Raw genomic sequence first — 23477 nt, forward strand, 5'->3', positions numbered from 1 at the left:
GGACTGGGGGAGGGGGTCACCGCGGCCTCCTGGTCTGCTACTCGGCCGGAGTCTTGCCCCGGCGCTTGGAGGCTTCCTGCACAGCCGTCTGCGGGGTGCTGGCGGGTTCCGGGTTCTCGGGGAGCTGGGGGAGCCTCCCGAGCCGCAGGACGGGCTCCAGGCCCTCGGGGTGGCCGATGCCGTTCCCGACGAGGAGGCGGACCTCGTCGTCGGGGACCTCGACCACGTCGCCAGGGCGATGGCCCTTGAAGGGGAAGGCGAGCTTCATGCGGGTCATGGGTCAGTTCCTCGCGGCGTCGAGTGCGGTGGCGATGGTGTGGTGGGCTCTCGTGTCCCTGGTGCCGATCTCCACCCACACCGCGTAGTCCAGGTCGGAGGCGACGAGGACCAAGCCGGCGGGGCCGTCCTCGGTGTGGATGGACTCCCTGAACCGGCCGGTGTCCACAGGAGCCGTGGCCTGAGCGGCCTCCACGACCCGGGCGGCCCGCTGGTGCATGTCCTGCTGGACGAAGTCCTCGTGGACCAGGGAGGCGATGGCGGCATGGTCGGGCTTGAACGCACCCATCAGCCGGTCACCTCCCGCAGCGTGACGTGGATGTGGTCGAGCAGGGCGGCAGGGCCGGATCCCCGCTGGACCTTGGGCTTGCTGTGGACGCGGTACGTGACACCGTCCACCTCGGCCCGGTCGACCGCCGTGACGACGGCCGTCGGGGGCAGGAAGCAGTTCAGCTCGGTGATGAGCTGGTCGCTCTGCTCCTCGGTCTCCAGGGAGCTCAGGGGCTCCACGCGGGCCCGATAGGTCGTGCGGGTCGCTTCGGACCAATCGACAACCGGGTTGTTGTGGCGGTCCCGGGTGGCCTCGGGCCGGGTCAGGACCGTCACGTCGTGTGTGGTCAGGAGGAGCACTGCTCACCCCCGCACACGCGGTCGGACGGGCAGAAGCCCGTGGACCTTCAGGAGGTCGATGACGTCCTGGGAGACCCGGGGAGTGCTGGTGGCCCCACCGGATCCTCGGGCATTGCCGAGGGCCCTGGTGATGGTCTGGTTCCCCAGGGTCATGGAGGCGACGTTGGCGTTGGCCCCCGTCTCGTCCCCCAAGGCGGCGATGTAGGCGGCCTGGATGCAGACGGCCTCCCGGAAGACCTCCGCGAGTGCGGGGTCCGTGGGGAGGCCGTCGTCATCGGTGTCGTACACCGCTCCGATCAGGAGCTGGTCGAGCTTCGCCGAAGCCCGGTTGAGGAGCCGGGCCGCGTTCGCCGGGACCGGGTCAGGATCGAGATAGTCGGTGAGATCCGCCTCGGTGGCGTACACGGCAGCTCCTCTCGGGGGCTCAGGAAGCGCGCTTGGCTGGACGCTTGCGGGCGGCAGCCGGCTCGGTGTCGACGACCCGCTCGTACTCCGGCTGGGCGTCCAGGAACTCGATGGACGGGATCGAGGTGTCGGTGGCCAGGAACTCGCGGCCGTCGACCTCGTGGCGGAACAGGACCGTCTCCGGCTTTTCGGTCATCGCTGAGACTCCCGGGATCAGGCGGAGAGGTCGTACTTGAGGACGGCCAGCGCCTTGGGCTCGATGACCTTGCCGCCGTACAGGGTCAGGCCCTTCACGGCGTCCGCGAAGTACTTCTCCGGCCGGTACGGCTCCATGGTCCCGGGCGGGATCTGCGCGGCGAACGAGATCGCCTGCGGGGTGCCCATGACGGCGGTGTTCGCCGCGGAGTTGGTGGACTTCATGATGTAGAAGCCCGCCGCCTCGCCGTGGAAGCCGTTGCGCCGGATGTCCTCGGCGCTCTGGCCGCTGTGGGCGTTGAAGCGCTGGTCCTTGGAGAGGGCGTTGACGAACGCCGGAGGGGCGATCAGCCAGCGCTGGCCCTCGGGGACGTCCTGGTTGTCCAGGAGCGTGCCCATGTCCACGAGCTGCTCGTAGACGGCCCCGGAGGCGCTCAGGTCCACGGCGGTGGTGCCGCCGACGATGTTGGCCGCGTCGGCCCCCGCCACGGCGAGGGAGGCCACGTAGGAGTCGACGACCTTGGCGAGACCGTAGGAGGCGCGCTCCATGGCCGGGCCCATGAGCTTCGGCGTGACCTGGGCCGCGTCGATGTCGTCGATCATGAAGTTGAAGTACTTCGCCTGGTCGATGACCAGGTTGCGCTGGTCGGAGGTCAGGACCTCCGGGTCGCTGATCGGCGTGTTCTTGGTGTACGTGCCGACGGTGACCGGACCCAGCCGGTTGATGTGGACGGTGTCGCCCTGCTGGGCGATCTCCCCCTCGTAGTCGCGGTTGACCACGCCGGTCTGGGCCCACACGAGGCGCTTGTCCAGGTGGAAGAGGGCTTCCCGGGCCCAAAGCTCCGGGATGAAGTTGTCCAGGGCCACGGGGCCCTCCTTTCAGGAGGACGGATCAGCCGATGCCCAGCGACTTCCGGTACTTGGAGTACTCGGAGTCGGACATCTTGGCGATCTCGTCGGGTGTGTACTGCTTGGGGGCTCCGGGTCCGCCCGGAATGCTCGAAGCCCCGCTCTTGGGCGGGGCCTTCTTGGTCTGGTCGGTGCTGGCCGACTCGCCCCGCTTGAAGCGGGGGGTCTTCTCGACCGCGTCCTTGATGGCCTCTCCGACCTTGTCGGCGAAGTCGTCGGCGTCGGGGTCCAGGCCGTCCAGGCGCTTGAGGAAGCTGCTGGAGTCCAGCAGGGCCTCCGCATCGCCCTGGTGGGCCGCAGCACCCTGGAAGACCGCCAGCTTCACTGCGGTCGTCCGGGCCTTCGTCTCGGACGCAGTGAGCTTCTCGGCGAGCTTCTGGGGGTCGGCCTTGCCGTCGTCCAGCTCGATGCCCGCCTTCTCGGCGAGCTTGGCGAGGATGGCCCGCTGGGCCTTCAGCTCCTCGAAGTTGGACTCGGACCGTTCCTGGTGCTTGCGGGCCTGGGCCTTCCACTTCTCGGCCTCGGCCTCCCAGTTCTTGCCGGAGCTTGCGGACCCCTTGTCGGTGTCCTTCGCCTGCGGCGTGTTCTGGGCCGTGCTGGTGTCCGGCTCGGTGCCGGGATGCGTACCGGTGTCAGGGCCCGTGACGGGCTCAGCGGGGGTCGCCATGGGGTGTTCTCCCTTGTCGGGTCGGCCCGTCTCCTTGTCGGATCAGGGCCTGGGTGTGTCCGTCTGGTGGCGTCTCCGCCTCGGCGTCTTCGCGGATTCGGAGGACTTCGTGGGCCACCTGCTGGTCGTCCCAGTCGGGGTTCAGCCGGCGGACCTTCTGCTCTGTCGAGATGGCCCTGGCCGAGGTCAGCAGGTTCAGTTCCTCGGCGACGCTCTTCGGGTCGCGGGCGACCGCGTCGGGGAACTCGACCTTGGGCTGCTGCGGGACCACGGAGGTGCCGAAGTGGACCTTGTCGACTTCGAGCTGCACCTCGATAATCTCGGCCAGTGCTGGGCGCCAGTACGTGATCTTGTTGGAGCGGGTGTTGAGGCTCTGCTCCTTGCGGGCCTGCACCTCGGTGGCGGTGACCGCCACGTCCCCGGTCAGGCCGAAGCTCTGCACCGAGTAGCCCGAGCCCTGGATGCAGCGCTCCACCAGCTCCTGCACGAGGATCTGGTGGGCCTCGGTGCGGATCTCGAACTGCACCTGCTCGATAGGGCTCGTGCCGTCCTCGGTGGTGCCGATGTTCAGGGGGACGAACAGCTCTTGGTCGGTGTCGAAGGCCGCGCCGTTGCCCCGCCCCATGCTTTCCAGGACCGAGGTGTCGAGCAGCAGCCGGGCCTTGCCCAGGCGCACGTCGCGCATCCAGTCCGTGTATGCCTCGTCGAGGTTGTCGAGCGTCGACTCGATCCCGGAGAAGTCCGAGCGACCGAGGTGCATGCCCGCCGGGGTGTTGCGCCAGATCCGGTTCGGCTTGATGTTCGGCACGTAGACCGCCGTCAGCTTCTCGATCCCCGTCGAGATGCCGCCCTCGGAGTCCACCAGGTCCGCCAGAGGCGCGGTCTCGGGGAAGTCGGTGAGGGCCATCGGACGCCCGAGGGAGTCCGCGGTGCCCTTCCAGACCGAGTGGCGGATGACGCCGGGCTCGTGGCGTTCGAGCTGTCGGACGATCTCGAAGCCGTCGTCGCGGATCGTGTGCCAGAAGGTGACGGCGGCGAGCTTGTCCCACCGCCACTCCGGCACGGCACAGTCGGGGTGGACCACCGAGATCCAGGGATGGTCACGCACCTCGGCGTCCCACACAACGCGCAGGTACACGCCTCCCAGTGCGGCAGCGACCTCGGCACCTTCCCGGAGGGCAGCGTGGAAGCCGTCGTCCACGAACTCGTCCAGACGTGCCTGGGTGGCCTCGTCCTCGGCCTCGAAGCTCGGCATCTCACCGAAGAGCAGGTTGGCGCTGACGGCCGTGATGGCGGACGCCAGGGGGAGGTGCTCCTTGTGGGAGCGTCGCTCACCGGGGCGAGCGGGGTCTCCCCAGAAGAAGCGGGCGAGCCGGCCGAGGAGGCCGCTTCCGCGTCGGGCGGGCCTGCGGAAGAAGCTCTGGGCCGTCGGCGCGTTGGTGACGGCGCTGATGCCGCCGTAGACGGTGGACAGCTCGTCCGCGTCCCCGGAGAACCAGGCGCTCCACTCCTGCATCCGCTCGTGGACGGGGGCGAGGTTCTCGGGAGGCCACACGTCGGCCATCTGGGAGCTCCTTAAGCTGCTCGGTCGTCCTCGCGCTCCTTGGGGAGCGGGATGCCGACGTGGGATCGCCAGATGTGCTGCGTGGTCTTGATCGCGTAGCGGAGCGCGTCGACACCGTGGTCGTTCTGCTTGAGGGGAGCGTCCTCGCCCCGCTCGGTGGCCTTGGGATCCCAGACGTAGCCGTCGATCTCCTTGAGCAGCTCCTTGCACGAGCTGTGGACGCGGAGCTTGTCGGCGGCGAAGAGGGCCATCAGGATCCGGATGCCGCTGAGGACCTTGTTGTGCGCCGGTCTCGGGGCCATTCCGTCCTGACGGAGCTGGGCGTGGAAGGAGGCCGCGGAGGGGTCCACGACGACCATGTCCGGCCGTACACCGCGCTCTCTCGTGCCCGGAGGGCTCACGGTGCCCAGCCACTCCCGGAGGCGCTCAGACGCCTCTGTGTCGGTGATCTGCCGCTGGGTCTTGCGCCCGTCGTACCTCCACTCGGCAGCCGCGTACAGGCACCCGTCACTGCCGAAGCCCACCAGGACCGCGTGGGTCGGGTTCGAGGTGCCGTAGTCGATTCCCAGGGACAGCCACCGCATGATGGGCGGCAGGATGTCCACGACGTGCCGGGAGCGGTCGAACATGTCGAAGACCGCGCCCTCGGCCGCGCACCACTCACCGAGGATGAACCGGCGGTACCAGATCCCCACGTACTCGGCCCGGATGGCCTCCACATAGGCCGGGTCCAGCGCCGGATTGTCGTCGAGCGTGAACTCGAAGAGCCGCATGTCGATGCGGTCGTTCTCGATGAAGTTCGCCCTGAGCCAGTGGCTCGGACTGTCTGGGTTCGTGGTGGCCAGCAGCTTGGCGCCAGGTACCGAGAGCCGCGAGAGCGCCATGTTCCAGAACGTCTCGGGGATCAGCGTGGCCTCATCGACCATGATCAGGCAGCACGTCATGCCGCGCAGCTTCGACTCGGCCCGCTCGTCGTTGGCGCCGATCACATGCACGGTGCGCCCCAGGATCTTCGCCGTGGGAGCGCCGGGCGTGTACTGAACGTGCTGGGCCAGAGACCCGAACAGGTCCGGGTTCATCAAGACCGTGAACAGGTTCCGGTGCGCCGTCTGGCCGGTCTTCGCGACCACCACAATCTCGCCGGTGCGAGGTGCCTGGGCCACGTCGATGAGGAACCTGAGCAGTGAACTGATCGTCTTGCCGGAGCGGACCGCCCCCGAGTACAGGACGATCCGCGAAGTGCTTCCAGCTACGGCCTCAATCTGCTTGAGGGAGAGCGGGAGCGAGCCGAGATCCACCGGCACCCCCAATGCTCAGGGCGAAACCAGGTCCCGCAGAGTGCGCCAAGCCGCCAGAGGCACGTGCTGACGCCTCTGACCTGTTGGCCGGGAGCACAGTCGTGCGAGGCTGCCCTCATGGCCCACGATGACGCAGCGGTGACGATGGCCGATCTGTTCGATCCCGAGCCGGAGCAGTGGGGCCTGCGCGGCGACCCCTACGCCTGGCGCGCCCTTCGTGACCACTTGGCTGGCACTGAGATTCCGGAATCGGCTGACGAGGTGCGCGGCCTTCTGCGGGCGGCCTTCAGCGAGGTCGTGGGGGTCGACCTCGTTACCGAGCGGGAGGCGCAGGTATATCGGGAGCAATTCGCCCCCGGGGGCATGTCCAGCGGGTTCGTCAGTCTCCCCACTTGGCGAGATCGGCTGATACCCATGCTCGTGAGGCGTGCGTGGACGCTGCTGACGGCCTGATCACGTCAGTTGCCGGCCTGGTTGCTGTCGGCGGTGTCACCGATCTGCCGGGCCACCTTGGTCAGGGCCTCACCGAGGTCTCCGAGCATCGAGCGCGCCTCATGGACACCGGACTCAGCATCGGCCTGCGCGAGCTTTAGGGCGCTCGTCAGGGCGCTGGAGGCGGCCAGCGTGAGGTCCTTGGTCTCCTTGGCCGGGGGCTGCTGGAGCCACTCGGCCATGCTCTCGCCCGTGTGGGACCAGCCGTGCATCAGGTATCGGCTCTGGGCCCTCTCGATGGACCGCTCCGCGAGGTCCAATAGCTGTTCCTGGATCCGCTGGCGCCTGTCCTTCAGGTCGACCTGGCGGGCCTGCGTGGCGGCTCTGGTGGCCTCCCGGTCGAAGGAGAGCCCCAGACGCTGGGCGTGGTTCGTGATGGTCGCGACGGACCAGCCCATCCGGCGGGCGATCTCGTTACGGGAGAGGTTCTGCTGGTGCAGCTCACGGAGCTGCTGCTCGTCCTCTGCGGCGAAGGTGCGGGCCACTGCCGGCTCACCCCCTCACGCGTGTGATGTCGGGTTACCGGTCGGGAGTCGATAGTCAGAACCCAGTGTCGCTCGCGCCGGTCGCCGTGGTCTCCTCGTGCTCATGGTGGAGAAGCGTTGGGGCGACGAGTGGCGTCCCGGTATGCGAGTGCGGATGTTCGACCGGAACAGCCCGGCGAGGGAGATTCGCGATGGGGTTATCAAGAAGCGGAGCTGGGGCCGTGACCGCGGGAAGCCCATCTGGTGGTTCAACGTCGTGTTCGACGGGGACACCGAGCCGCGCATCTACAGCCCGGGAGAGATAGCCGTGGGCATCGAGAACATGCAGTCCTGAAGGACGCCGGAATGAGCAGGTCCCCCGAACCCATGCACTGGGTGGGGGACCTGGTCAGTTCAGTCCGCGATCTTCTTCAGCGCCGCCTCCAGCTCGTCCCGGCGCTCGTCCGAGGTCAGCTTCTGGTCGCGCGAGTTGAACGCGAGGGCGAAGCGCCCGACGGCGCGGAAGTCCAAGCGCTTCATCGACTTGGCCCAGTGGTCGGCGACCTTCGCGGTCTCGAACTCGTAGATCGAGACGGTGTCGGTGGTGATGAGCTGGACGCAGTCGTTTTCGTGCGGCTCGTCGCCCTTCGCCTTGTTCGAGCAGGCCCCCGTGTTGTCCTGCGGCTCGCCGAGGGTGGTGACGCCGGTGGCGTCCGCGAGCTTCTCGGCGGCCTGCTCGGCGCTCAGCCGCTTCGGGGCGGGCTTGGCCTCTTCAGCCGGCGTAGAACTGCCCCCACCGCACGCGGTGAGAGCGGCGAGGCTGAGGGCGGCGATGGTCATGATGGCGCGGTTGTGCATGTGGATCCCCCCACGGTCGTTGTAGTGCGCAGGGAATCGTAACGGCGCACGTCAGGGCCATGTTCTCCCGGGCGGGCCACGACCGTCAGCGGAGTGCATCGCCGTAGTGGACCTGGGTGGTCATGACGCCCCCGTGATTTATAAATCTGTGCCCTGATAGCCGAGTTGGCCGCATACGCCTGTCGCCTGTCAGCTCTGAGCGCTACGTTCGTTTCCTCGGAGCGGCGTGGGGAGGCGCGGTGACGGCGTACAGCTTCGGTAACCGGTGGGTGGGTCAGGAGGGGCTGCATGAGCCCCCAACGGCACCCACACTTCATCAGATGGCGAAGTCGAGCCCTCACTACCAGCCCGTCCTCGCTCGTACAGAGGACGGCAAGGAGTGGAAGCCCAAGACGCAGCGCAAGGTCCGGCCGAGGGCGGACCAGACGTACTTGGACCTTGGGGACGGGTTCACCTGCACGGTGAGCGAGGCCCAGTCCATGCTGCGGATGATGATCAAGCACTTGAAGCGCACGAACCGTGCCGAGGTCGCCGGGACCCTCAGGGCTGCTCAGCGCCGGCTGATCGCGGGCGACCTGGAACTTGATCGCGCCACGCGTAACGCCTTGCGTAAGGGGGTTGCCGTGGGGCGGAGGCGGGAGCACAGGGACGCGCAGCGCCGGAGGTGAGAGATAGGGCCCTACGGGCGGCTCAGGCGGTGACGAGCTGGCGCTGGGCCCGCTTTCGGGTGGCCAGCTCCGCACGGGCGACGTCGAGGTGTCGGAAGACCTTGCGGCCTCGGTGGTCGATCCCCGTAACGGTCAGGTGGCCCCGGCGGACCCAGCTGTAGATCGTCTGCTGGGAGACGCCCGTGAAGAGCGCCGCCTCCTGCACCGTCATCCAAGTCTCCTCGTCCACTGAAGCCCTCCCAGAGATACGAGAAGGCCCCGGGTCTCCAGAGGAGTCGGGGCCTTGCACGAGGGCGCAGGTGTCCTGCTGCGTTCGATTATGCGGTCGTTCGTTAGGGAAAGCAAGTACCGTTTGCGGCAGGCGTCATGTCGCGTTCTCACGGGCGCTGACGGCCTGTGCCTTGACCCGGAGAAACCAGTCGTCCAATGGAGGCAGCGGGTCACCGCGAAGGTGAGCCGTCACGGCGTCGATCCCGACTTGTGCAACGGCCAGGAAGTGAGTCAGTGCCCCGAGAGGTTCCTCCTCAGAATCGTGATAGATGAGCGTGATCACGTCCGCCATCTGTGACCGCAGTTCGGGCACGGGTATCAGGTAGGTCGCCATCTCGATTTCGCGAAGATGCGGTCCTTGCTCACGTCGCCAATCGGCGTTCGGGCTTCGGACGTCGTAGGAGTGCAACACGCCGTACATGGACCGTTGCAGTTCCAGCAGCTCCTTCAGGAGCGCCTCGCAAGCAGCACGGGTCTGAATCTCACGCCGCTCCTCCCGCGTCGTCTTCACGTGGTATCGGTGCTGGAGCCATCCGCCCAGCAGGACCGCTCCCGCGCCGACCGTGGCCCCGATCAGGCCGAACACCCCTGCTGTCATTGTTGCGTCCACAGCGTCATCATGACGGCGGGACCAGCCCCAGCGGGGCCGATCCCCTCAGTTGTCCGAAGACCGCCGCCAGGGTCACTGACGCCCGTCAGGCGGAGGGCAGCTTCCGCAGCGCGGGCTCCTTGACCTCGACCCGGATGCGGGTGCTCCGGGCCGTCCCCTCGCTGTGGGGCAGACCGGCCTGACGGAGGGCGTCAACGATCTGACGGGTGCCGGGCCTCCTGCCGCCCAAGTCGTCGTAGAGGGCCCTGACGATCTCGTCGGCGACCGCAGGCCGGCTGGGCTCCGTCGGGTCCTCGTTGACGGGCACCGTCACTGACGGCTGACGGGCTTGAGCAGCACTGACGGGGCTTCTGACGCCTTCCGCGGTCTCCTGGACCTCCGGCTCCTGACGGCGCTCTGACGGGGCGCTGACGGCTTCTGCTGACTGCTCGCTGACGGGCGTCAGCACGGGCTTGCTGACGGGGTCTGGCGGGCTCTCGGGGGCCTTGTCCATCAACGGTTTCGGCAGGGCGTCAGTGGTTGTCATGACGCTCTGGGTCGTGGGCGTCATCCGGGTCGCGGCGGCCGTCAGGTGGAGGACGTGGGCGGCCACCGCAGGGGGCACAGCGCTGACGGCGATGACGACCCCAGGGGACTTCGTCATGTAGCCGGACTCGATCAGGTGTGAGACCACCTGGGCCGTCATTGCGAGGGTCAGAGCGACGAGGGCGCCTGTGTTGGCCTGCCTCCGCTCGCCGCTGCCCCGGGGCAGGGATCCGGCGATGGCCGCAGCGACGGCCGCGTACAAGGACATCACCGCAGGCATGATCAGGGCGAAGCCCGGGTCCCAGCCGGCGAGCAGGGCGAGGCGGTACTCACCGGGGGCGCTGAGGGCCAAGGCGGCGGCCAGGACCGCAGGACGGCCTCCCGCGATAGCGAGACGGACCAGGATCGGAAGTGCAGGCGGCCCCGCCACAGAGGACGGGGCCGCCGGGGTCGGTGCGGGCACGGTGAGAATCAGCCCGCCTTCGCCGCGGTGGTTTGCTCGTGCATCAAGGCGGTCAGGTCCCGCTCGTCGAGCCGGACCACCTCGCAGAACCGGCACTGCGCGGCCCAGGTGGAGGGCCACACCCGGACCATGCTGAGCATCTCGCAGCTCGGGCAGGTGAGCCCTTGGATAGGTTCGGTCCTCGTGGAGGTCGTCAGGGTGATGCCCTCGCAGACGCGGACCAGATCCCGGATCTCCTGCTCGAAGTCCACGGCCATGGGGGACGCGCAGATCCATCCGAGGTTCGCCAGGAGGCGGCCCAGCATGTCCTCGAAACGGCGCGGGACGGGCTTCAGGCGGCGTCCGTCGGTCACGGCCTGGGTCCAGCTCCACAAGACGTCCAGGAAAGGCACAGGGCCCGTCTGGTCCTCGGTGGTCGGCACGGCCTTCGGGGAGGCGGGGCCGAGCAGGTTCAGGACGTCCTCACGGCCCGGGGTGGGGGCGTGGAGCCGGGCGGACCCTCGGCCGTCTCCTCCGCCTCCCTGGAGGCGCTGGCGGCTGTCCTGGAGGGCGGTCCACTGGAGGGGGAGTTGGTGGAGGAGCCCACGGATGCGGTTGCGGCAGAGGTCGCACGTCCCGGACTCACAAGTCCGCGCGCAGATCCGGCAGTTGGTGGTCATTGGTCACTCCATCGGTTCCGGCTCGGCCGACTGTTGTGGCACCATGGGCGAGCGGTCCGAGGGAAATACGACTTCCCTCGGGCCGCTCGGTCGTTCAGTGCCTCCTGGCCTGCCGGAGCATCCGGACGAGGAGACCGATGCAGGCGGCGGCGAACGCGGCGGCAAGCGCGTGGAGGACGAGGAGGACGGTCAGCCCCATCGCGGGTCCTCCTCGAACTTGCGCCGGACGTCGGACACGTGGACCAGGTCGGTGATCTGAACGCCGTAGTCCGGGTCGAGGACGAAGGTCTCGACGGGCTCGAACACCGGGTCGTCGAGGCTGAAGTCGACGGGCTTGCCGAGCAGGACAGATGCCTCGTCCAAAGTGATCAGAGCCTGACCGCAGGGGCCGGACCCGTGATCGGCCTGGCAGGTCCAGCGGGACCACAGGGCGGCGGTCCCGAGCCACACGATCCGGCCGTCCTGGCCCGGGACGCGCTGGATGCGGTGGGTCTCCCAGAGCTTCTCGGAGATCTCCGTGAGCCGGTCCTGGATCATCTGACGCAGGGTGGGTGCGGGGGTGGTCATGCCGCCTCCTTCGCGAGGTTGCGGTCTCCGCCTCGGCTGGAGCGGAGATTTCCGGAGTGGCTCTGGAGGGTCAGGTGCGCGGGGTTGGCGCACCGCCGGTGGGAGCACCCGGGGCCGCCAGGGCAGCTCAAGTCCTGGTCGTGGCAGAGGTGACCGACGCAAGCGGCTTCCCAGCCCCGTTCGGTGAGCACGTACGCCGGGGGAGGGCCACCGTTCTCGATTGCCCAGACGAAGGCGTGGATGCGCACCATCTGGGGTCCAACGCGGAGCTGGCCGTAGCCGTGCGTGGTCTTGGCGGCGGTCCAGAGCCAGCAGCCCTCAGAGGGCTCCTCTACGTCGGTGACCTGAAGCTTCGAGACGTACCGGTCGGCGAGGGCGTCCGAGGAGTCGGCCTGGAACGCCTTCCACCAAGCCCGCTCGGTCACCAGGACGGGCCGCTGAATTCCGTCGACCACGGCAGTGCTGGGGGTGTACTTGTCGAAGTCGATCTCGGCCGTCATCGGTCCTCCTCCGGGGTGTTGCTGGAGGGCACCTCGGACAGCCAGACCCCGTTGACCTTGCGGGCCAAGCCCTTTGTCTCCAGGACCGTCAGGGCCCGCCAGACGGTGTTCTCGGCCATGCCGAGGACCTCGGACATCGGCTTGATGCGCTGCGGGTCCGCCACTGCCCGGAGATACGCCCAGACGACCCTGGTGGCGTGCGTGCGGCTGAAGTCCGGGTTGGTCATCACCGCGAAGATCTCCTGGGCGGACACCGGCTCGTTCAGTCGGGCCATGTCAAGCCCCCTGGTTGAGCTTGGCGCGGAGGGCCTCGATCTGGGCCCGGAGGTTGGAGGGGGCGGCCTCGGCCGGCTCGGGCTCTTCCTGGGGCTTCGTTACCGGGCGGACCTGAGCGGCGAACTCCTTGAGGACGCCGCAGATGTCGCCGAGCGTCGCGTAGCCGCCGGGGAACCGGAAGCCGAGCGTGGTGGTGACCCACAGGACCGCGTCGTCCAGGCGCTTGAGTTCGGCCTCGGTCAGGTAGTCCGGGGTGGCGTCGGAGGGACGCAGCTCTCCGGCCTTGTGCACCCTTCCGGTCCGGGGGTGGCGGTAGTCCCGGACGTACCGCTCGCCGCCGATCTGGGGGCGGGTCATGCGGATGGCCGACGCGGTCATGCCGAAGAGGCCCGTGTAGAAGCTGTTGCGGACGTCCCGGAAGTCCTCCCGGTCGCCTCCGGCCTCCCAGATGGCGTGCTTGATCCGCCGGTAGTCGCGGATCTCCAACTCTCGCAGGGCCACGAGCTCGTCGGCGGTTCGGATGACTCGCTGCGGCATCTCGTGGAGCTGGTCCAGCGAGGCGTCGGCGTTGACGACGAAGCCCTCGCGCTCGATCTGCTCCATGAGGTCGAAGACCCGGTCGCGGAACTCGACGGCCTTCTTGAGGCGGGATGTCGCGAGGAGGTGAAAGATGCCGCGCTTGTAGACGACTCTCATGCGCTGATGCCCGCCGGTGGTCTGGATGACCTCGGTGCCCAGGTAAGGGGTCCGGGAATTGTCCGGACCCTTCGTCAAGGACCGGATGAACGACTCGGCGTCGGCCTTGTACCCCACACCCTGGCTGAGGTCGGCCGCGACGACGAACGCGGCCTGGTGCTCGGTGCTGAAGCCCGTACGGAGGACGGTGCCCGGGAAGATCTCCTGGACCGCCCGGAAGATGCTCGGCAGGTGGGTGGCGCTCATGCGACGCGTCCCCTTTCGACTCAACGCACGAAGGACATCCCCGTGCGGGGTCCTCCAGCGGAGTCATATCGCCTTGAAGCGATGCCGCAATCATACCAGTTCATTCCCGCTATAAGGAATGGCTGACGTAAGTCAATGAGGGTGATGAATTCCTCCAAGAATTCCTGCAGTGGCGTCTCTCCAAGAATTCCTGGAGTAATTCGAGGCGTTCGCCAAGGCGGTTTCGAACGTCTATCCTCTGCTCCAGACATGACGAAGCCCCCGGCTGCGAACCGAGGGCCACGTCGAAGGGATTTATAAATCCCGGTTGGTCCGGGAGGGCTCCCACCCTCCGAGACCGGCTGTCCCACTCGAATGCAGCGAGAGGAACCACCTTGATGTCGTACCGCGATTCTAGCGGCCCGGCCCAGCAGTGCGAAATGGACCAGAACTCTCCCCAGCGGGTCGAGTCCCGTCACCTCGTCGACCTGGCCATGCGCTCCGTCGGCAACCCTGAGGCCCTCATCGAGACGGCCATCGCCTGGACCGCCATCACCCGCCCGTACGTGTCCGGGACTCGGGGGTTCGCCCGTTGGTCCGGCACCACCGACAAGGTCGTCCGGGAGATCGCTGGTCCCACCGGAGGCCGCTCCAAGTTTTCGTCTCTCTGGACCACGACCAGGGGTGTGGCCTCGCCCATCGCGGAGGAGCGGGACTCGATGGAGTTGCGGTACTTGGATACGCGCACTCACAACCGCAGTACCCCTTATAACCCTTGCGGGCTGGTGGGCCTGGGGGCCCTGGCCCTGGGGGAGAAGGAGGTGCTGGAGAAGATCAAGAGTAATGCGGTTCTCAGTGCGCGTATTGGCCAGAGGACCCAGGAGGTCCTGGTCAGGGGTATGAAGACCCTGGGAGTCCTGGTTGAGCTGAACACCCTCACGGAGTCCGGACAGATCCTGGCGATGCTGGACCCCGGCTTGGACATCTGGGCCGAGGTGGACGGCGACACGGAGATCCGCACGGCCGCCTCGCCCCTCGGACGTCGGGCCTGGTTCCTGGCGGTTATGTCCGGCCTGGAGGACGTGGTCCTGTCGGTCTCAGACATTGAGGAGCTGACCGGCCTCTCCAGGCGTGGCGTGCAGGCGCTGTTGGCCCGCATGGCCAAGGCGGACCCGGTGCTCGTCGAGAAGGTCCGCAAGGGCCGCTCGTTCGAGTACCGGATCGGCTGGGCCTCGCGACTCAGGAAGACCGGTGAGTGGTGGGACGACTGCTTCGAGCGGGATCTGATCCGTCGGGCCCGGGCCGCCAAGGACCGTGTGGTCCAGGAGACCTCGGCCCGCCGGGGAACCGCGGCCGGTTACCTCGCCTATCGCTACTCCATGGCCAACCCGAGGCGCGACGAGTTCCTCGCGGCCAATCCCCTCCCGACCGACGCTGACCCGACCTGGCGGGCCCTGGTGGAGGCCGGGGACGAGATGGCCCTCTACGGGCACCTGCGGGCAGAGGAGGCCGCTGCGGGGCCCGTTCCGGCCAGTCCGGAGGTTCTCGTCCAGGACGCGCCCCAGAAGCCCGTGGAGACCCCGGAAGACGCCGAGTTGCAGGCCCGCCTGGCCGAGATGCGCGCCCGGATGGCCCGGTCGGTCCCGGACCAGCCCGTGCAGAGGGAGGCCCCCGTCCGCGAGGAAGTCTCCTCCGGTGACGAGACCGAGGACGACCGCAAGCTCCGCTCGATCTACGGAGGGGATGCTCGTCTCTTCGCGAGCGTGTACGGCCACCTGCCGAACCAGTCCAAGCCCGCTGATCTGGGACGTCGCCGCAAGCCCCGCAGGGTCTCCACGGCCCTCTGAGATCCGCGAGTCCTGCACCCGGCAGCCGGCTGAGTGCTGAGCCCCAGCGGCGAGTGGGACCTCTGCCGACTCACCACGGCCGGGTGCGGCTTCTACCAGCAAAACCGCCCTGACGGGGGCGATAGGCGGAAGGTAACCGGAATCGACCACCCCCTCCTGATGTGAGGGGCATGATGGGCTATCAGGCCAACTGAGCAAGGGGTGTGGGGATGAAGGCCAAGGAGCGGTCGGTCGCGCTGGAGTTCTTCCGAGCGCGACTGCGTGAGGACGAAGCAGCGGCTCGGGCGATGAAGATCGGCAAGGACGACGCCGCAGCGAAGGTGCAGGCCAGAGCCCTCGCTGACGTCGCCGCCAAGTGGGAGATCATTCGCCTGCAAGAGCACTGCGACCAGCTTGTGACCACCAAGGGCTTCGCTCTGGGGAAGTTCGTGGCCGGCGGCGTCACGGGGGTGGGCCTCGATTACGCGATCGGGTACCTGGTTGCGGCCTACCGCGATCACCCCGACTGGCGGCCCGAGTGGGAGCCCGTGAAGCCTCAGCCGGAGGCGGAGTACGAGCCCGACGAGTACCGGCTCAGCACCCGCGCGTAGGGCGGCACCGTCTGACCGCCACGCTGAAGGGCCCGCCACCGATGCAGGTTGGCGGGCCCTTTGCGTTGGCGCCTGAGCCGGCGACTCCAAGGAACTCGGGAGCCGCGGCGGGTCTACGGGGCCTTCTCCACCGAGCACTCCTCGATCCACCTGGCGATCACGCTGAAGGTCGCCAGATACTCCAGAGCCACCTGCTTCGACCAGGTGACGGTTTCCTCGTGAGCCGCCAGATTCCGGATGCCCAGGAACGCCCCAGCGGAGAGGTACTTCGCACCGTCCTGCCGGGCCCTCCATGTCGGAGTGCTGGGGTCGCCTTCGAAACGCAGGCGCGGCTTGCCGACTGCGGGTGGCTTAATGTCGAACGCCTGCATGCACAGATCGGTCTCGCCGATGTCATGGCGCTCCAGTTTCTGCTGGAGGCGACGGTTGACCGTCCGGGCGGCGGCGAGCACCGCGTCCCGGTGAGCATCGGCGGCCCACAGCGGTGCAGCGGGGGCCCAAACCCAAGAGTGCAGTGTGTTGGCGGCGATGGCCGGTGGCTGAGGTCGCTTGAAGGCCGCGATTTCATCGGCCGATGTGGCGTATCCCAGGGCTTCAGCAGCGCTTTCGACGGCTGTACGCCAGTCCTTGCGGTCGTGTCTGGGGTAGTCGCCAAGACCGACCTTGTAGGCGTTCTCGATCTGCCGTGCGACACCTTCGAGCTGGAACAGCTCTGCTGAGTACTGCATCGCCTGCGTGGCCTCGAAGTAGGGCAGGTCGGAGCCGAAGGCACTAGCCCTTTCAATGAAACTGCTTAGCTTCTCGATCGCGAAGGCGTGATCCACAGCTGGATGATAGTGCGACGCCGCACATTGGGGAGGGGATAGGGATGCGCGATGGAAGACGGCACGCAGAACTGGAGCGATGCGGGCTGACGGAGACCGAGGACGGCTTAGACATCACCTTGTGGGGCTACCAGAGCGCCATGCGGCGTGCTCAGGAGTTGCGGGCGCAGGGCAACGAGGAGGCGGCCCGAGTGCTGGCCCTGAGCCCCGAGGACCCACTGCGCTGGGAGTACGCCAGGTGCATCCAGCTCGACGCGCTGACTCGGGATGGGACCGTCTGAAGTGAAGCGTCAAAACCCTACGGGCGACGCCGGTACCCTGACGTTGCAAGGCCCACTCCGTATCAATTCGGAGTGGGCCTGCGGCGTATTCGGGACACAGCATTTATAAATCTCGGGTGAGGACCAGGTGAAGCTCCGCATACTCGATCCTGAGGCCCCCAACGGCTTCCGGAGACCCGCCTACGGCCCCGTGGTCGACGGGAAGCCCATGAAGTCACCGGCGATGTACCGACTCGTCTGGGGCCTGGTAAACGACGCCATGCGCCAGGCCGAGCAGGAGCGCCGGGAGGCGGAGTGGGTGCAGCAGCAGATGGCTGCCGCCCCGCCCCTCACGGCCCTCCAGCGCCAGGGGCTGAGACGGGTGAAGCGCGACCTCACCAGGGCTACACAGGCCCGTGTCGAGGAGGCGGCCCGCAGGGCGTCGTGACGGGCACGCCGTGGGCCAGCGTCGTCGTGCGTGTGAAAAGACCCTGACGGCGTCAAGGTCGGCTCGTACCCTTCAGAGCATGACCGTCACTGCCCGGCAGGAGCTGGTGAGCCCAGCGACCCGCAACGCCTTCCGCTCACTCGCCACGGACCTGACCATTCGCATCGTCCAGGAACTCTGGGAGGACCACGGGTTTGCGCCCATCCCGCCGGAAGAGTTGAAGTACCAGGACTCGGGAGCCCGCCGGACAGAGTTCATGCTCTATGCGGAGGGAGTGAACTGGGCAGATCCGGGACACGTTCGGCGTGCAGTTCTCGTCTTCGAGGACTTCATTCGCGCCTACTGGACCCCGAGCGAGCAGGACACACCGAAGTGGTTGGACAGCATCCGGGTTCGTCTGGAACGGGATGGGTTCCATCTGGATATGAAGACGGGGAAGATCACTTGGAGTAATCCCCCCGTTCTCGCCCGGGACCTCAGCACGCTTAGCGATGCCTCCGGAATCGTCGTCGAACTGGAGCGCATACGGCGGGATCTGACCACCGACCCGCAAGGTGCCATCGGAGCCGCCAAGCAGCTCATCGAGGCCACGGCGAAGACGGCGCTGGGTGAGCTGAAGATCGAGGTGGACAAGAACGCCACCGTGCCGGCTCTGGTCAACACGGTCCAGAAGGCGCTGAAACTAGATGCTGCGTCGGCACCAGAGGGCCCCGACGGCAGCAACGCGGTCAAGAGGATCCTGGGCGGCTCCGTCAACATAGCCATCGGTGTCGCGGAGCTGCGCAACCAGGGCTTCGGCAGCGGTCACGGGCAGGCGAGCGCACCATCCGGCCTGGGGGTGCGGCATGCCCGCCTGACGGTCAACGCGGCGGTGACGTGGTGCGAGCTGATCCTGGACACGCTTGCCGACCCGCACGCACCCTGGAAGAAGCAGGCAGCGCCCCAGCCCTAACGGGCGAGGACGACTTCGATCTCTTCGTCCGGGCAGCCCGCGAGGATGCCCTCCAGGGCCTCCTTCTCGGCAGGGTCGGCCGCGAGGCCCCAGCGCAGCTTCACGACCGTCCACGTGACCGCGTAGGTGCAGCGGTAGCCCTCGGCGGGCGGCAGCCACTCGGCCGGGTCCTGATCGCTCTTGCTCCGGTTCGAGGACGCCGTGACGGCGATCAGGCTCCTGGCGTCGCCGAGGTCGTTGGCGAACGCCTCACGCTCGCTCGCGCTCCAAGCGGAGGCACCCGAGTCCCAACTCTCAGCCAGCGGGATGAAGTGGTCGATGTCCAGGTCGCGTGCGCTGGTTACCGTGCGGTTGTCGTAGGGACTGAACCACTCGCCGCCGGAGATGGCGCAGTTGGCGCCAACGGTCGGTTCCGTGGTCGCCTCGGCAATCAAGATCTCCGCCCGTGTGCTGCACCCGTCCCTGTCGGCGTCGACCCAGTGCTTGAACAGGTCGCGGTTGTAGCCGGTGCGGTTCTCCGCCTCTGTGGGCAGGGAGTCCAGTGCCTCCCGGACGTGCACGACCACCGTGTCACCAGGGGCGGCCTGGGCGGTACCTGACGCACTCAGGATGGTGGCGACGGACAGAGCGAGGGCGGCACAAGCGGCACGCAGCGACACGGAGTTCCTCCCGGAACGACGACAGCGAGGGCTCCGTCATAACCGGGGGCTGAGGCCGGGGCCGTGGGACGCGCCCACCTGTCACCCGGCCGAGCCGCAATGATCATCCGCAGGGGTTGGACGCTCTTACTTCAGCATCACGCACGCCTTGGCGCTGACTCCCTTGAACTCGGTGCACAGGCGAGTGCTTTGAGGAAGGTGCGGACCCGCGTGGCCTCCGGATCCCCACCACGTCTCGACGAACGCCCCAGCGCCCTCCCCGCGGTGTCTCGGCCTTTTCCAACTCCCGCCGACCTTCCACGAGCCGCCCGGCCTCTTGTAGACCCACCGTGCCGCGTAGACCCTCCCCTTCGCGGGCCGGCCGAGACTGGCGTAGACCCAATCCACCCGTCGCTGCGTTGAGCCCTGCCGGTACGAGTACTTCGTGACGACGCTGACCCGACAGCCGCCCCCGGAGAGGGGTACGCACTGTCGGACCCGCTCGTGCAAGTACGGCTTGGCTTCCGCGGAAGCGGACTGCGTGGTTCCCAGGAGTAGGGTCGCGAGGGCGAGTGCCGTGACGCCTGCGGTCGTTCTCTGTCGCATATTGGGCTAACGGCTTACCGAGGGTCTGGCCACCGTGTAGCGGTCCCAGTTCACTCGACTGAGGTTCTGGCTCAAGGGCGCTGTACGCCGCGCAGAGAATCGAGAAGTTCCAGACCGCGGGGAGACTGATGCCCGTACACAGTAGTAAACGCCAGTAGTCCGACCATGCCGATGACAACTGGTTGCGCAGTTGCCGGAAGGCCGAGCAAGGCGCTACCCAAGGCGACACCCACGGTCAAGAGTGCCGCGAATGATAGTCGTATCCATTCTCGGTTGCGAACCGGTTCCAGTCCCGCCATTTGTGGATCGTCGAGCAATGCTCCCATCCTGTTATGGCTAACGCGCTCACAGATCTGGTGTGCGAGCGCTGCCGCCTCCTGAAGTGCGGCGTCGGGGTTCTTATCCAGATCGAGGGTCGCCTTCTGGAGAGCCGCTGCCACCAGTCGCACGTGATGCTTCAGTGCCTTCTTTCTGTGTGACCTGCCGGAGAATCGAATGCGATCGTTTGGGGCTGTCATGAGTTCGCGTATGAGTAGCGAGATGCTGTAATCGACGCGCTTCAAAAGTGTCGGCTTGCTTGTAGTTGTTCCATTTTTGGCGAGCGCGCACTGCGCGAGAACGATCCCGCATTGAAGGGCGATGGTTCTCGATTTTCCATGTGAAGCGGCATTTTTGGTGGAAAGGATGCCGAGAGTGCTTTTTCGTTGGATGATCGCTCCGATGCCTGCCCCGCACGCGATTACCGATAGAATGCTTGCGAGAGCTTTGAGCATCGAGGGTTCTTCGTATAGCTTTGGGAAAAGCGCCTGTAGCACCCACTGCCATGGAGGGTCCGAGAGGTTCGGCCAGGACAATGGCATGTCATAACGCTCCATTTTGTCTGCTAGGAGCGTGCAGATCACTGACAATGCCCAAAAGGTGTAAAGGCAGAACTCCCACAACCTTGCTGCAAGTAGCTGATGATGAATTCCCCGTCGGATCTCTACTCTCGCTCGGGGTGATAGATCGCGGGTGTTTCCAAGTAGATCGCGTGCAGCTTGACGCGCTTTCTCAACAGTGAATCGCCCCAATGAAGCGCCGGGCGGGTTGGTCCAGTACCCCATTTTCCCCTCCTGCTGCGTCTACCTCAAGCGGTGATGGCGGCTGGGAACTTGTTCATGTGACGCGGAACCCTAGCGCATCGGGGGATTGCGTAGCGTTTCTCGCCTATCTCCAGACCACCTGAATCCGGTCCGGGTTGAAGACGTTCTTGGGCTGAGTGGCGGGGTGGATCAGGATCTCCTTGACCAGGGAGCGGTACACCGACTGCTTGCGGGCCACCGGGTAGCCCTCCCACGCTGCCCGCAGCTCCTCGGCGCTGATCCCCAGCACCCGGTCCTTCACGCCGTACTCCGCGGCCTCCCTCTGGGCCTGGGCGATGCGGCCATGGAGGGTCTCGATGGCCTCCCTGATCTCACGGGCAGACCTCTCGCCGTCGAGCAGTTCCTCCTTCAACTCCTCCACCCGGCGCTCCCACAAGGCCACCTTGGCCTCCAGAGCCGGCCGAGGGTCGTCGGAGTCGCCCTCGTCCAAGGGCTCCACCTCTTCGAGGCGGGCGAACAGCAGCTTCTCCATGACCCGCTCAAGGTCATCGATCCGGATGCTCCGGCCCCCGCACCCGCCCTCGCCCTTGGGCGGGCACCGATAGACCGAGCCCTTGCGGTTGGAACTTCGAGCGGTAGTCATCTTGATGTGCCGCTCGGAGCAGGAGCATCGGACAAGGCCACTCAGGGGGTACTTCTGGGCGGTTGAGGTCCGCTGGGCCCCATTGGCCTTGGCCTGCTCGGAGCGGTCCTTCAGGAGAGCGCGGAGGGCCTTGTGCTCGTCCTCCGTGATGATCGCGGGCCAGACGGCCTTGCCCACGACCTCGCGCTTGTGCTCCTTGAGTCCGGCGATCCGGCCGGACATCAGCATGAACCGCATCCCCTGGTAGCTCCAGGGCCCGCCCGTGGAGGTCTTGATGCCCTTGCCGTTGGCATCGGTCACCAGGGAGTAGAGGGACTCGCCCTCCAAGGCCCGCTGGGCCCAGACCCGTACGTGCTTGGCCTCGTCCTCGTCGATGCGGTCCTCGATCACCTTCCGGCGTGGGCCCTCACCCTCGTAGATGCGGATGTAGCCGAAGGGGCGGTGGCCGCCGTTGTGGATGGTCCCGGCCTTCACCAACTCCAGGACCTTGCGCTGGACCCGCTCCTGTTTGTGCTCGACTTCGTACTTGGCGATGATCCCGAGCATCCGGGCGTTGAGGCGGCCTGCCGGGGTGTTGAGGTCGATCCGGCCCGTGAGGCAGGTGCGGATCTCCGCTCCCTTCGCCTCGATCAGGTCGATCAGGTCCTCCAGCTCCCGGGGCTGGCGGTACACCCTGTCCGGGTGCCAGGCGACGATGGCATCGATGTGCTCGCTCTCCAGGTCGGCGAGCATCCGCAAGTAGTCCTTGCGCTTCTTCCGGCGGTCGGCAGCCGTCACGTCGTTGTCGACGTAGACCTCGATGACCCGCCAGCCGAGGGAGGCGGCGAGTGCGCGACAGTCCTCCTCCTGACGGCCCACGCCCTTCCGCTCCTTGAGACGGTCGTCCGAGATACGGAGATAGATGCCGACTCTGCGTGCCCTGCCGCTACCCTTCATGCCGATCAACGGTAGCCGTGTTAGGGGGGTTTTGAGAAAGCACGCCACCACGGATCGCCGCATCAGGACACCGGACTGATGCGCCGTCTGACGCCGCGCCTGGCCCTGATCAGTTGCGGCAGGGACAACTCCTACGGGCATCCCGCACCGTCCACCGTGGCGGCGCTGCGTGCCCGCGGAGCCCTGGTGCTGCGGACCGACCGGGACGGAGCGCTGGCGGTCGCCGGCGGGAAGGGCGGCCTCCGGGCCGCGACGGCCGGACCCGGCTGACCCCGCGACCTGACCCCGGGACCAGCACCGGGGCCCCGCGCCACCCGCGGGGGTCCCGCACCGGCGGGGCGACCGGCACCCGGGCGCCACCCGCCGGACTCCGGCACCCCGGAGGGCGTCCTCACCGTGCCCGACCCGTACCAGCCCGACCCGTGCGCACCCCACCGGCACGGTCAGCCCCACCAGCACGAACCCGATCACCACAGGAGGACCCGCATGTTACCGAGAAGCACCCGCCCCGCAGCGCAGAGAGGCCGACGCCGATGATCCGCTGGCTGACCGGCAGGACCCACCGGACGACCGGCACCGGCGTCCTGTCCGCCCTGCGCATACCCTCCCAGGCCGGTGTCGTGGTCGGCCGGGTGATCGACCCCGTCAACGAGGTCGTCGCCGGGGCCGAGTTCACCCTCACCGATTCGCTCGGCCGCAAGGCGGTGGGTGGCGGCACCGACCCGTTCGGGAGCTTCCTCGCCGCGGTCCCGCCGGGCGAGTACCGGGTCGCGGTGTCCGCCGAGGGCTTCCTGCCCCACCGGTCGACGGTCCAGGTGCTCGCGGACCAGCTCGCCGCGCTGGGCGACATCCGGCTCGAGGTGGCTCCGCCGCCCGAGCTCCCGCGCCCCGGCGAATGGGAGCTGGATCCCGGCCACAGCACGATCGCCTTCACCGCCCGCCACATCGGGCTGGCGCGGGTCCACGGCCGTTTCGACTCCTTCGCCGGGGCGCTGCGGATCGGCGAGACCATGGACCGGTCGGCCATGCACGTCGTGATCAACGCCGCCTCCATCAACACGGCGGTCCGGATGCGCGACGACCACCTGCGCTCCGCGGACTTCCTCGACGTCGCCAACTACCCGACCATGGAGTTCTACAGCGACCGGTTCGTCCACCGGGGCGGCTCCCGCTGGCACGTCACCGGGGCCCTCTCGCTGCACGGCGTCACCCGCACCGTCACCCTCGACACCGAGTACCTGGGTGTCGGGACCGGGGTGGAGGGCGAGACCCGGGCCGCCTGCCGGGCCACCACCGAGCTGCACCGGGACGACTTCACGATCACCTGGCAGGCCATGCTGGCCCGCGGCATCGCGGCGGTCGGGCCGAGCATCCGGATCGAGATGGACATCCAGATCGTCCCCAAGAGCTGAGTGGCGGGGGCGGGGCCGGGGG

32 protein-coding genes and 1 pseudogene are annotated in these 23477 nt (G+C 67.5%); 10 read left to right on the top strand and 23 right to left on the bottom strand.

From position 1 onward, the window contains the following. Positions 1-37 precede the first annotated feature (37 nt). From ACOV8S_RS20490 to ACOV8S_RS20530, 9 genes are read right to left on the bottom strand one after another with little or no spacing between them, the layout of a single operon-like run. Complete coding sequence (locus ACOV8S_RS20490) at positions 38-277, bottom strand: hypothetical protein (RefSeq protein ID WP_448319232.1); 240 nt, start codon at positions 275-277, stop codon at positions 38-40. A gap of 3 nt (positions 278-280) precedes the next feature. Next, entirely contained in the window at positions 281-565 is a 285-nt protein-coding gene (locus ACOV8S_RS20495) for an HK97 gp10 family phage protein (RefSeq protein WP_448319233.1), read from the bottom strand. Then, complete coding sequence (locus tag ACOV8S_RS20500; RefSeq protein ID WP_448319234.1) at positions 565-882, bottom strand: hypothetical protein; 318 nt, start codon at positions 880-882, stop codon at positions 565-567. Before ACOV8S_RS20500 ends, ACOV8S_RS20495 begins: the two co-directional genes overlap by 1 nt. A 27-nt stretch (positions 883-909) precedes the next feature. Then, on the bottom strand, positions 910-1311 hold the full coding sequence (locus ACOV8S_RS20505) for a hypothetical protein (protein ID WP_448319235.1): 402 nt from the start codon (positions 1309-1311) through the stop codon (positions 910-912). Between the two features lie 19 nt (positions 1312-1330). Further along, complete coding sequence (locus ACOV8S_RS20510) at positions 1331-1507, bottom strand: hypothetical protein (protein WP_448319236.1); 177 nt, start codon at positions 1505-1507, stop codon at positions 1331-1333. A 17-nt stretch (positions 1508-1524) separates the two neighbouring features. Continuing rightward, positions 1525-2373 carry a P22 phage major capsid protein family protein gene (locus ACOV8S_RS20515; RefSeq protein WP_448319237.1) on the bottom strand — a complete coding sequence of 283 codons (849 nt, stop codon included), beginning with the start codon at positions 2371-2373 and terminating at the stop codon, positions 1525-1527. Between the two features lie 25 nt (positions 2374-2398). Further along, positions 2399-3082: a hypothetical protein gene (locus ACOV8S_RS20520; protein WP_448319238.1), complete on the bottom strand. Its 684-nt coding sequence runs from the start codon at positions 3080-3082 to the stop codon at positions 2399-2401. Beyond that, on the bottom strand, positions 3066-4646 hold the full coding sequence (locus ACOV8S_RS20525) for a phage portal protein (protein WP_448319239.1): 1581 nt from the start codon (positions 4644-4646) through the stop codon (positions 3066-3068). The genes ACOV8S_RS20520 and ACOV8S_RS20525 overlap by 17 nt, the downstream gene beginning before the upstream one ends. Positions 4647-4657: 11 nt before the next feature. Beyond that, complete coding sequence (locus ACOV8S_RS20530) at positions 4658-5950, bottom strand: PBSX family phage terminase large subunit (RefSeq protein WP_448319240.1); 1293 nt, start codon at positions 5948-5950, stop codon at positions 4658-4660. Positions 5951-6061: 111 nt separating this feature from the next. Between ACOV8S_RS20530 and ACOV8S_RS20535 the strand changes: the two genes are divergently transcribed. Next, positions 6062-6397 (top strand): hypothetical protein, encoded by a 336-nt coding sequence (locus ACOV8S_RS20535; protein WP_448319241.1) that lies wholly within the window; start codon positions 6062-6064, stop codon positions 6395-6397. Between the two features lie 5 nt (positions 6398-6402). Here the strand turns inward: ACOV8S_RS20535 and ACOV8S_RS20540 are convergent, their stop codons facing one another. Further along, positions 6403-6921: a hypothetical protein gene (locus tag ACOV8S_RS20540; RefSeq protein ID WP_448319242.1), complete on the bottom strand. Its 519-nt coding sequence runs from the start codon at positions 6919-6921 to the stop codon at positions 6403-6405. Between the two features lie 103 nt (positions 6922-7024). On the opposite strand from ACOV8S_RS20540, the gene ACOV8S_RS20545 reads away from it, so the two are divergent. After that, positions 7025-7255 (top strand): hypothetical protein, encoded by a 231-nt coding sequence (locus ACOV8S_RS20545; protein WP_448319243.1) that lies wholly within the window; start codon positions 7025-7027, stop codon positions 7253-7255. 59 nt (positions 7256-7314) lie between these two features. On the opposite strand, the gene ACOV8S_RS20550 is transcribed toward ACOV8S_RS20545, so the two are convergent. Next, on the bottom strand, positions 7315-7758 hold the full coding sequence (locus ACOV8S_RS20550; protein ID WP_448319244.1) for a hypothetical protein: 444 nt from the start codon (positions 7756-7758) through the stop codon (positions 7315-7317). 320 nt (positions 7759-8078) lie between these two features. On the opposite strand from ACOV8S_RS20550, the gene ACOV8S_RS20555 reads away from it, so the two are divergent. Next, a complete protein-coding gene (locus ACOV8S_RS20555) occupies positions 8079-8426 on the top strand; it encodes a hypothetical protein (RefSeq protein ID WP_448319245.1) in 348 nt (115 codons plus the stop codon). 22 nt (positions 8427-8448) lie between these two features. Here the strand turns inward: ACOV8S_RS20555 and ACOV8S_RS20560 are convergent, their stop codons facing one another. The 8 genes from ACOV8S_RS20560 to ACOV8S_RS20595 all read right to left on the bottom strand — a co-directional run bounded on the left by ACOV8S_RS20560 (position 8449) and on the right by ACOV8S_RS20595 (position 13238). Beyond that, positions 8449-8637 (bottom strand): helix-turn-helix domain-containing protein, encoded by a 189-nt coding sequence (locus ACOV8S_RS20560; RefSeq protein ID WP_448319246.1) that lies wholly within the window; start codon positions 8635-8637, stop codon positions 8449-8451. A 153-nt stretch (positions 8638-8790) separates the two neighbouring features. Further along, positions 8791-9306, bottom strand: a complete 516-nt coding sequence (locus ACOV8S_RS20565; RefSeq protein WP_448319247.1) for a hypothetical protein — start codon at positions 9304-9306, stop codon at positions 8791-8793. A gap of 85 nt (positions 9307-9391) precedes the next feature. Next, positions 9392-10093: a hypothetical protein gene (locus ACOV8S_RS20570; protein ID WP_448319248.1), complete on the bottom strand. Its 702-nt coding sequence runs from the start codon at positions 10091-10093 to the stop codon at positions 9392-9394. A gap of 209 nt (positions 10094-10302) precedes the next feature. Continuing rightward, complete coding sequence (locus ACOV8S_RS20575; protein WP_448319249.1) at positions 10303-10953, bottom strand: hypothetical protein; 651 nt, start codon at positions 10951-10953, stop codon at positions 10303-10305. Between the two features lie 189 nt (positions 10954-11142). Continuing rightward, complete coding sequence (locus tag ACOV8S_RS20580) at positions 11143-11520, bottom strand: hypothetical protein (RefSeq protein ID WP_448319250.1); 378 nt, start codon at positions 11518-11520, stop codon at positions 11143-11145. Continuing rightward, positions 11517-12020, bottom strand: a complete 504-nt coding sequence (locus ACOV8S_RS20585; RefSeq protein WP_448319251.1) for a hypothetical protein — start codon at positions 12018-12020, stop codon at positions 11517-11519. The genes ACOV8S_RS20580 and ACOV8S_RS20585 overlap by 4 nt, the downstream gene beginning before the upstream one ends. Continuing rightward, on the bottom strand, positions 12017-12295 hold the full coding sequence (locus ACOV8S_RS20590) for a hypothetical protein (RefSeq protein ID WP_448319252.1): 279 nt from the start codon (positions 12293-12295) through the stop codon (positions 12017-12019). The genes ACOV8S_RS20585 and ACOV8S_RS20590 overlap by 4 nt, the downstream gene beginning before the upstream one ends. 1 nt (position 12296) lies before the next feature. Then, the gene (locus ACOV8S_RS20595; protein ID WP_448319253.1) at positions 12297-13238 is read right to left on the bottom strand and encodes a hypothetical protein; all 942 of its coding nucleotides are present in this window, start codon (positions 13236-13238) and stop codon (positions 12297-12299) included. 419 nt (positions 13239-13657) lie between these two features. Between ACOV8S_RS20595 and ACOV8S_RS20600 the strand changes: the two genes are divergently transcribed. Then, a complete protein-coding gene (locus tag ACOV8S_RS20600) occupies positions 13658-15064 on the top strand; it encodes a hypothetical protein (RefSeq protein ID WP_448319254.1) in 1407 nt (468 codons plus the stop codon). 209 nt (positions 15065-15273) lie between these two features. Further along, entirely contained in the window at positions 15274-15654 is a 381-nt protein-coding gene (locus tag ACOV8S_RS20605) for a DUF6221 family protein (RefSeq protein WP_448319255.1), read from the top strand. Positions 15655-15767: 113 nt separating this feature from the next. On the opposite strand, the gene ACOV8S_RS20610 is transcribed toward ACOV8S_RS20605, so the two are convergent. Further along, positions 15768-16478, bottom strand: a complete 711-nt coding sequence (locus ACOV8S_RS20610) for a TIGR02391 family protein (RefSeq protein WP_448319256.1) — start codon at positions 16476-16478, stop codon at positions 15768-15770. 44 nt (positions 16479-16522) lie between these two features. Here ACOV8S_RS20610 and ACOV8S_RS20615 point away from each other — a divergent pair, with 44 nt between their 5' ends. The 3 genes from ACOV8S_RS20615 to ACOV8S_RS20625 all read left to right on the top strand — a co-directional run bounded on the left by ACOV8S_RS20615 (position 16523) and on the right by ACOV8S_RS20625 (position 18138). Continuing rightward, positions 16523-16759, top strand: a complete 237-nt coding sequence (locus ACOV8S_RS20615) for a hypothetical protein (RefSeq protein ID WP_448319257.1) — start codon at positions 16523-16525, stop codon at positions 16757-16759. 127 nt (positions 16760-16886) lie between these two features. Continuing rightward, positions 16887-17186 carry a hypothetical protein gene (locus tag ACOV8S_RS20620; RefSeq protein ID WP_448319258.1) on the top strand — a complete coding sequence of 100 codons (300 nt, stop codon included), beginning with the start codon at positions 16887-16889 and terminating at the stop codon, positions 17184-17186. A 79-nt stretch (positions 17187-17265) separates the two neighbouring features. Next, complete coding sequence (locus tag ACOV8S_RS20625; RefSeq protein ID WP_448319259.1) at positions 17266-18138, top strand: abortive infection family protein; 873 nt, start codon at positions 17266-17268, stop codon at positions 18136-18138. Here ACOV8S_RS20625 and ACOV8S_RS20630 read toward each other — a convergent pair. From ACOV8S_RS20630 to ACOV8S_RS20640, 3 genes are all read right to left on the bottom strand, one after another. After that, complete coding sequence (locus tag ACOV8S_RS20630) at positions 18135-18797, bottom strand: HNH endonuclease family protein (protein WP_448319260.1); 663 nt, start codon at positions 18795-18797, stop codon at positions 18135-18137. The genes ACOV8S_RS20625 and ACOV8S_RS20630 overlap by 4 nt on opposite strands. A gap of 656 nt (positions 18798-19453) precedes the next feature. Further along, entirely contained in the window at positions 19454-20485 is a 1032-nt protein-coding gene (locus ACOV8S_RS20635) for a hypothetical protein (protein ID WP_448319262.1), read from the bottom strand. A 103-nt stretch (positions 20486-20588) separates the two neighbouring features. After that, the gene (locus ACOV8S_RS20640; RefSeq protein ID WP_448319263.1) at positions 20589-22043 is read right to left on the bottom strand and encodes a recombinase family protein; all 1455 of its coding nucleotides are present in this window, start codon (positions 22041-22043) and stop codon (positions 20589-20591) included. 36 nt (positions 22044-22079) lie between these two features. Here ACOV8S_RS20640 and ACOV8S_RS20645 point away from each other — a divergent pair. Together ACOV8S_RS20645 and ACOV8S_RS20650 are read left to right on the top strand one after the other, a co-directional pair. Beyond that, positions 22080-22313 (top strand): annotated as a pseudogene (locus tag ACOV8S_RS20645) (ComEC/Rec2 family competence protein); the annotation flags it as partial. Positions 22314-22576: 263 nt separating this feature from the next. After that, positions 22577-23455, top strand: a complete 879-nt coding sequence (locus tag ACOV8S_RS20650) for a YceI family protein (RefSeq protein WP_448319265.1) — start codon at positions 22577-22579, stop codon at positions 23453-23455. Positions 23456-23477 lie beyond the last annotated feature (22 nt).

The organism is Streptomyces sp. CO7, assembly GCF_053474865.1.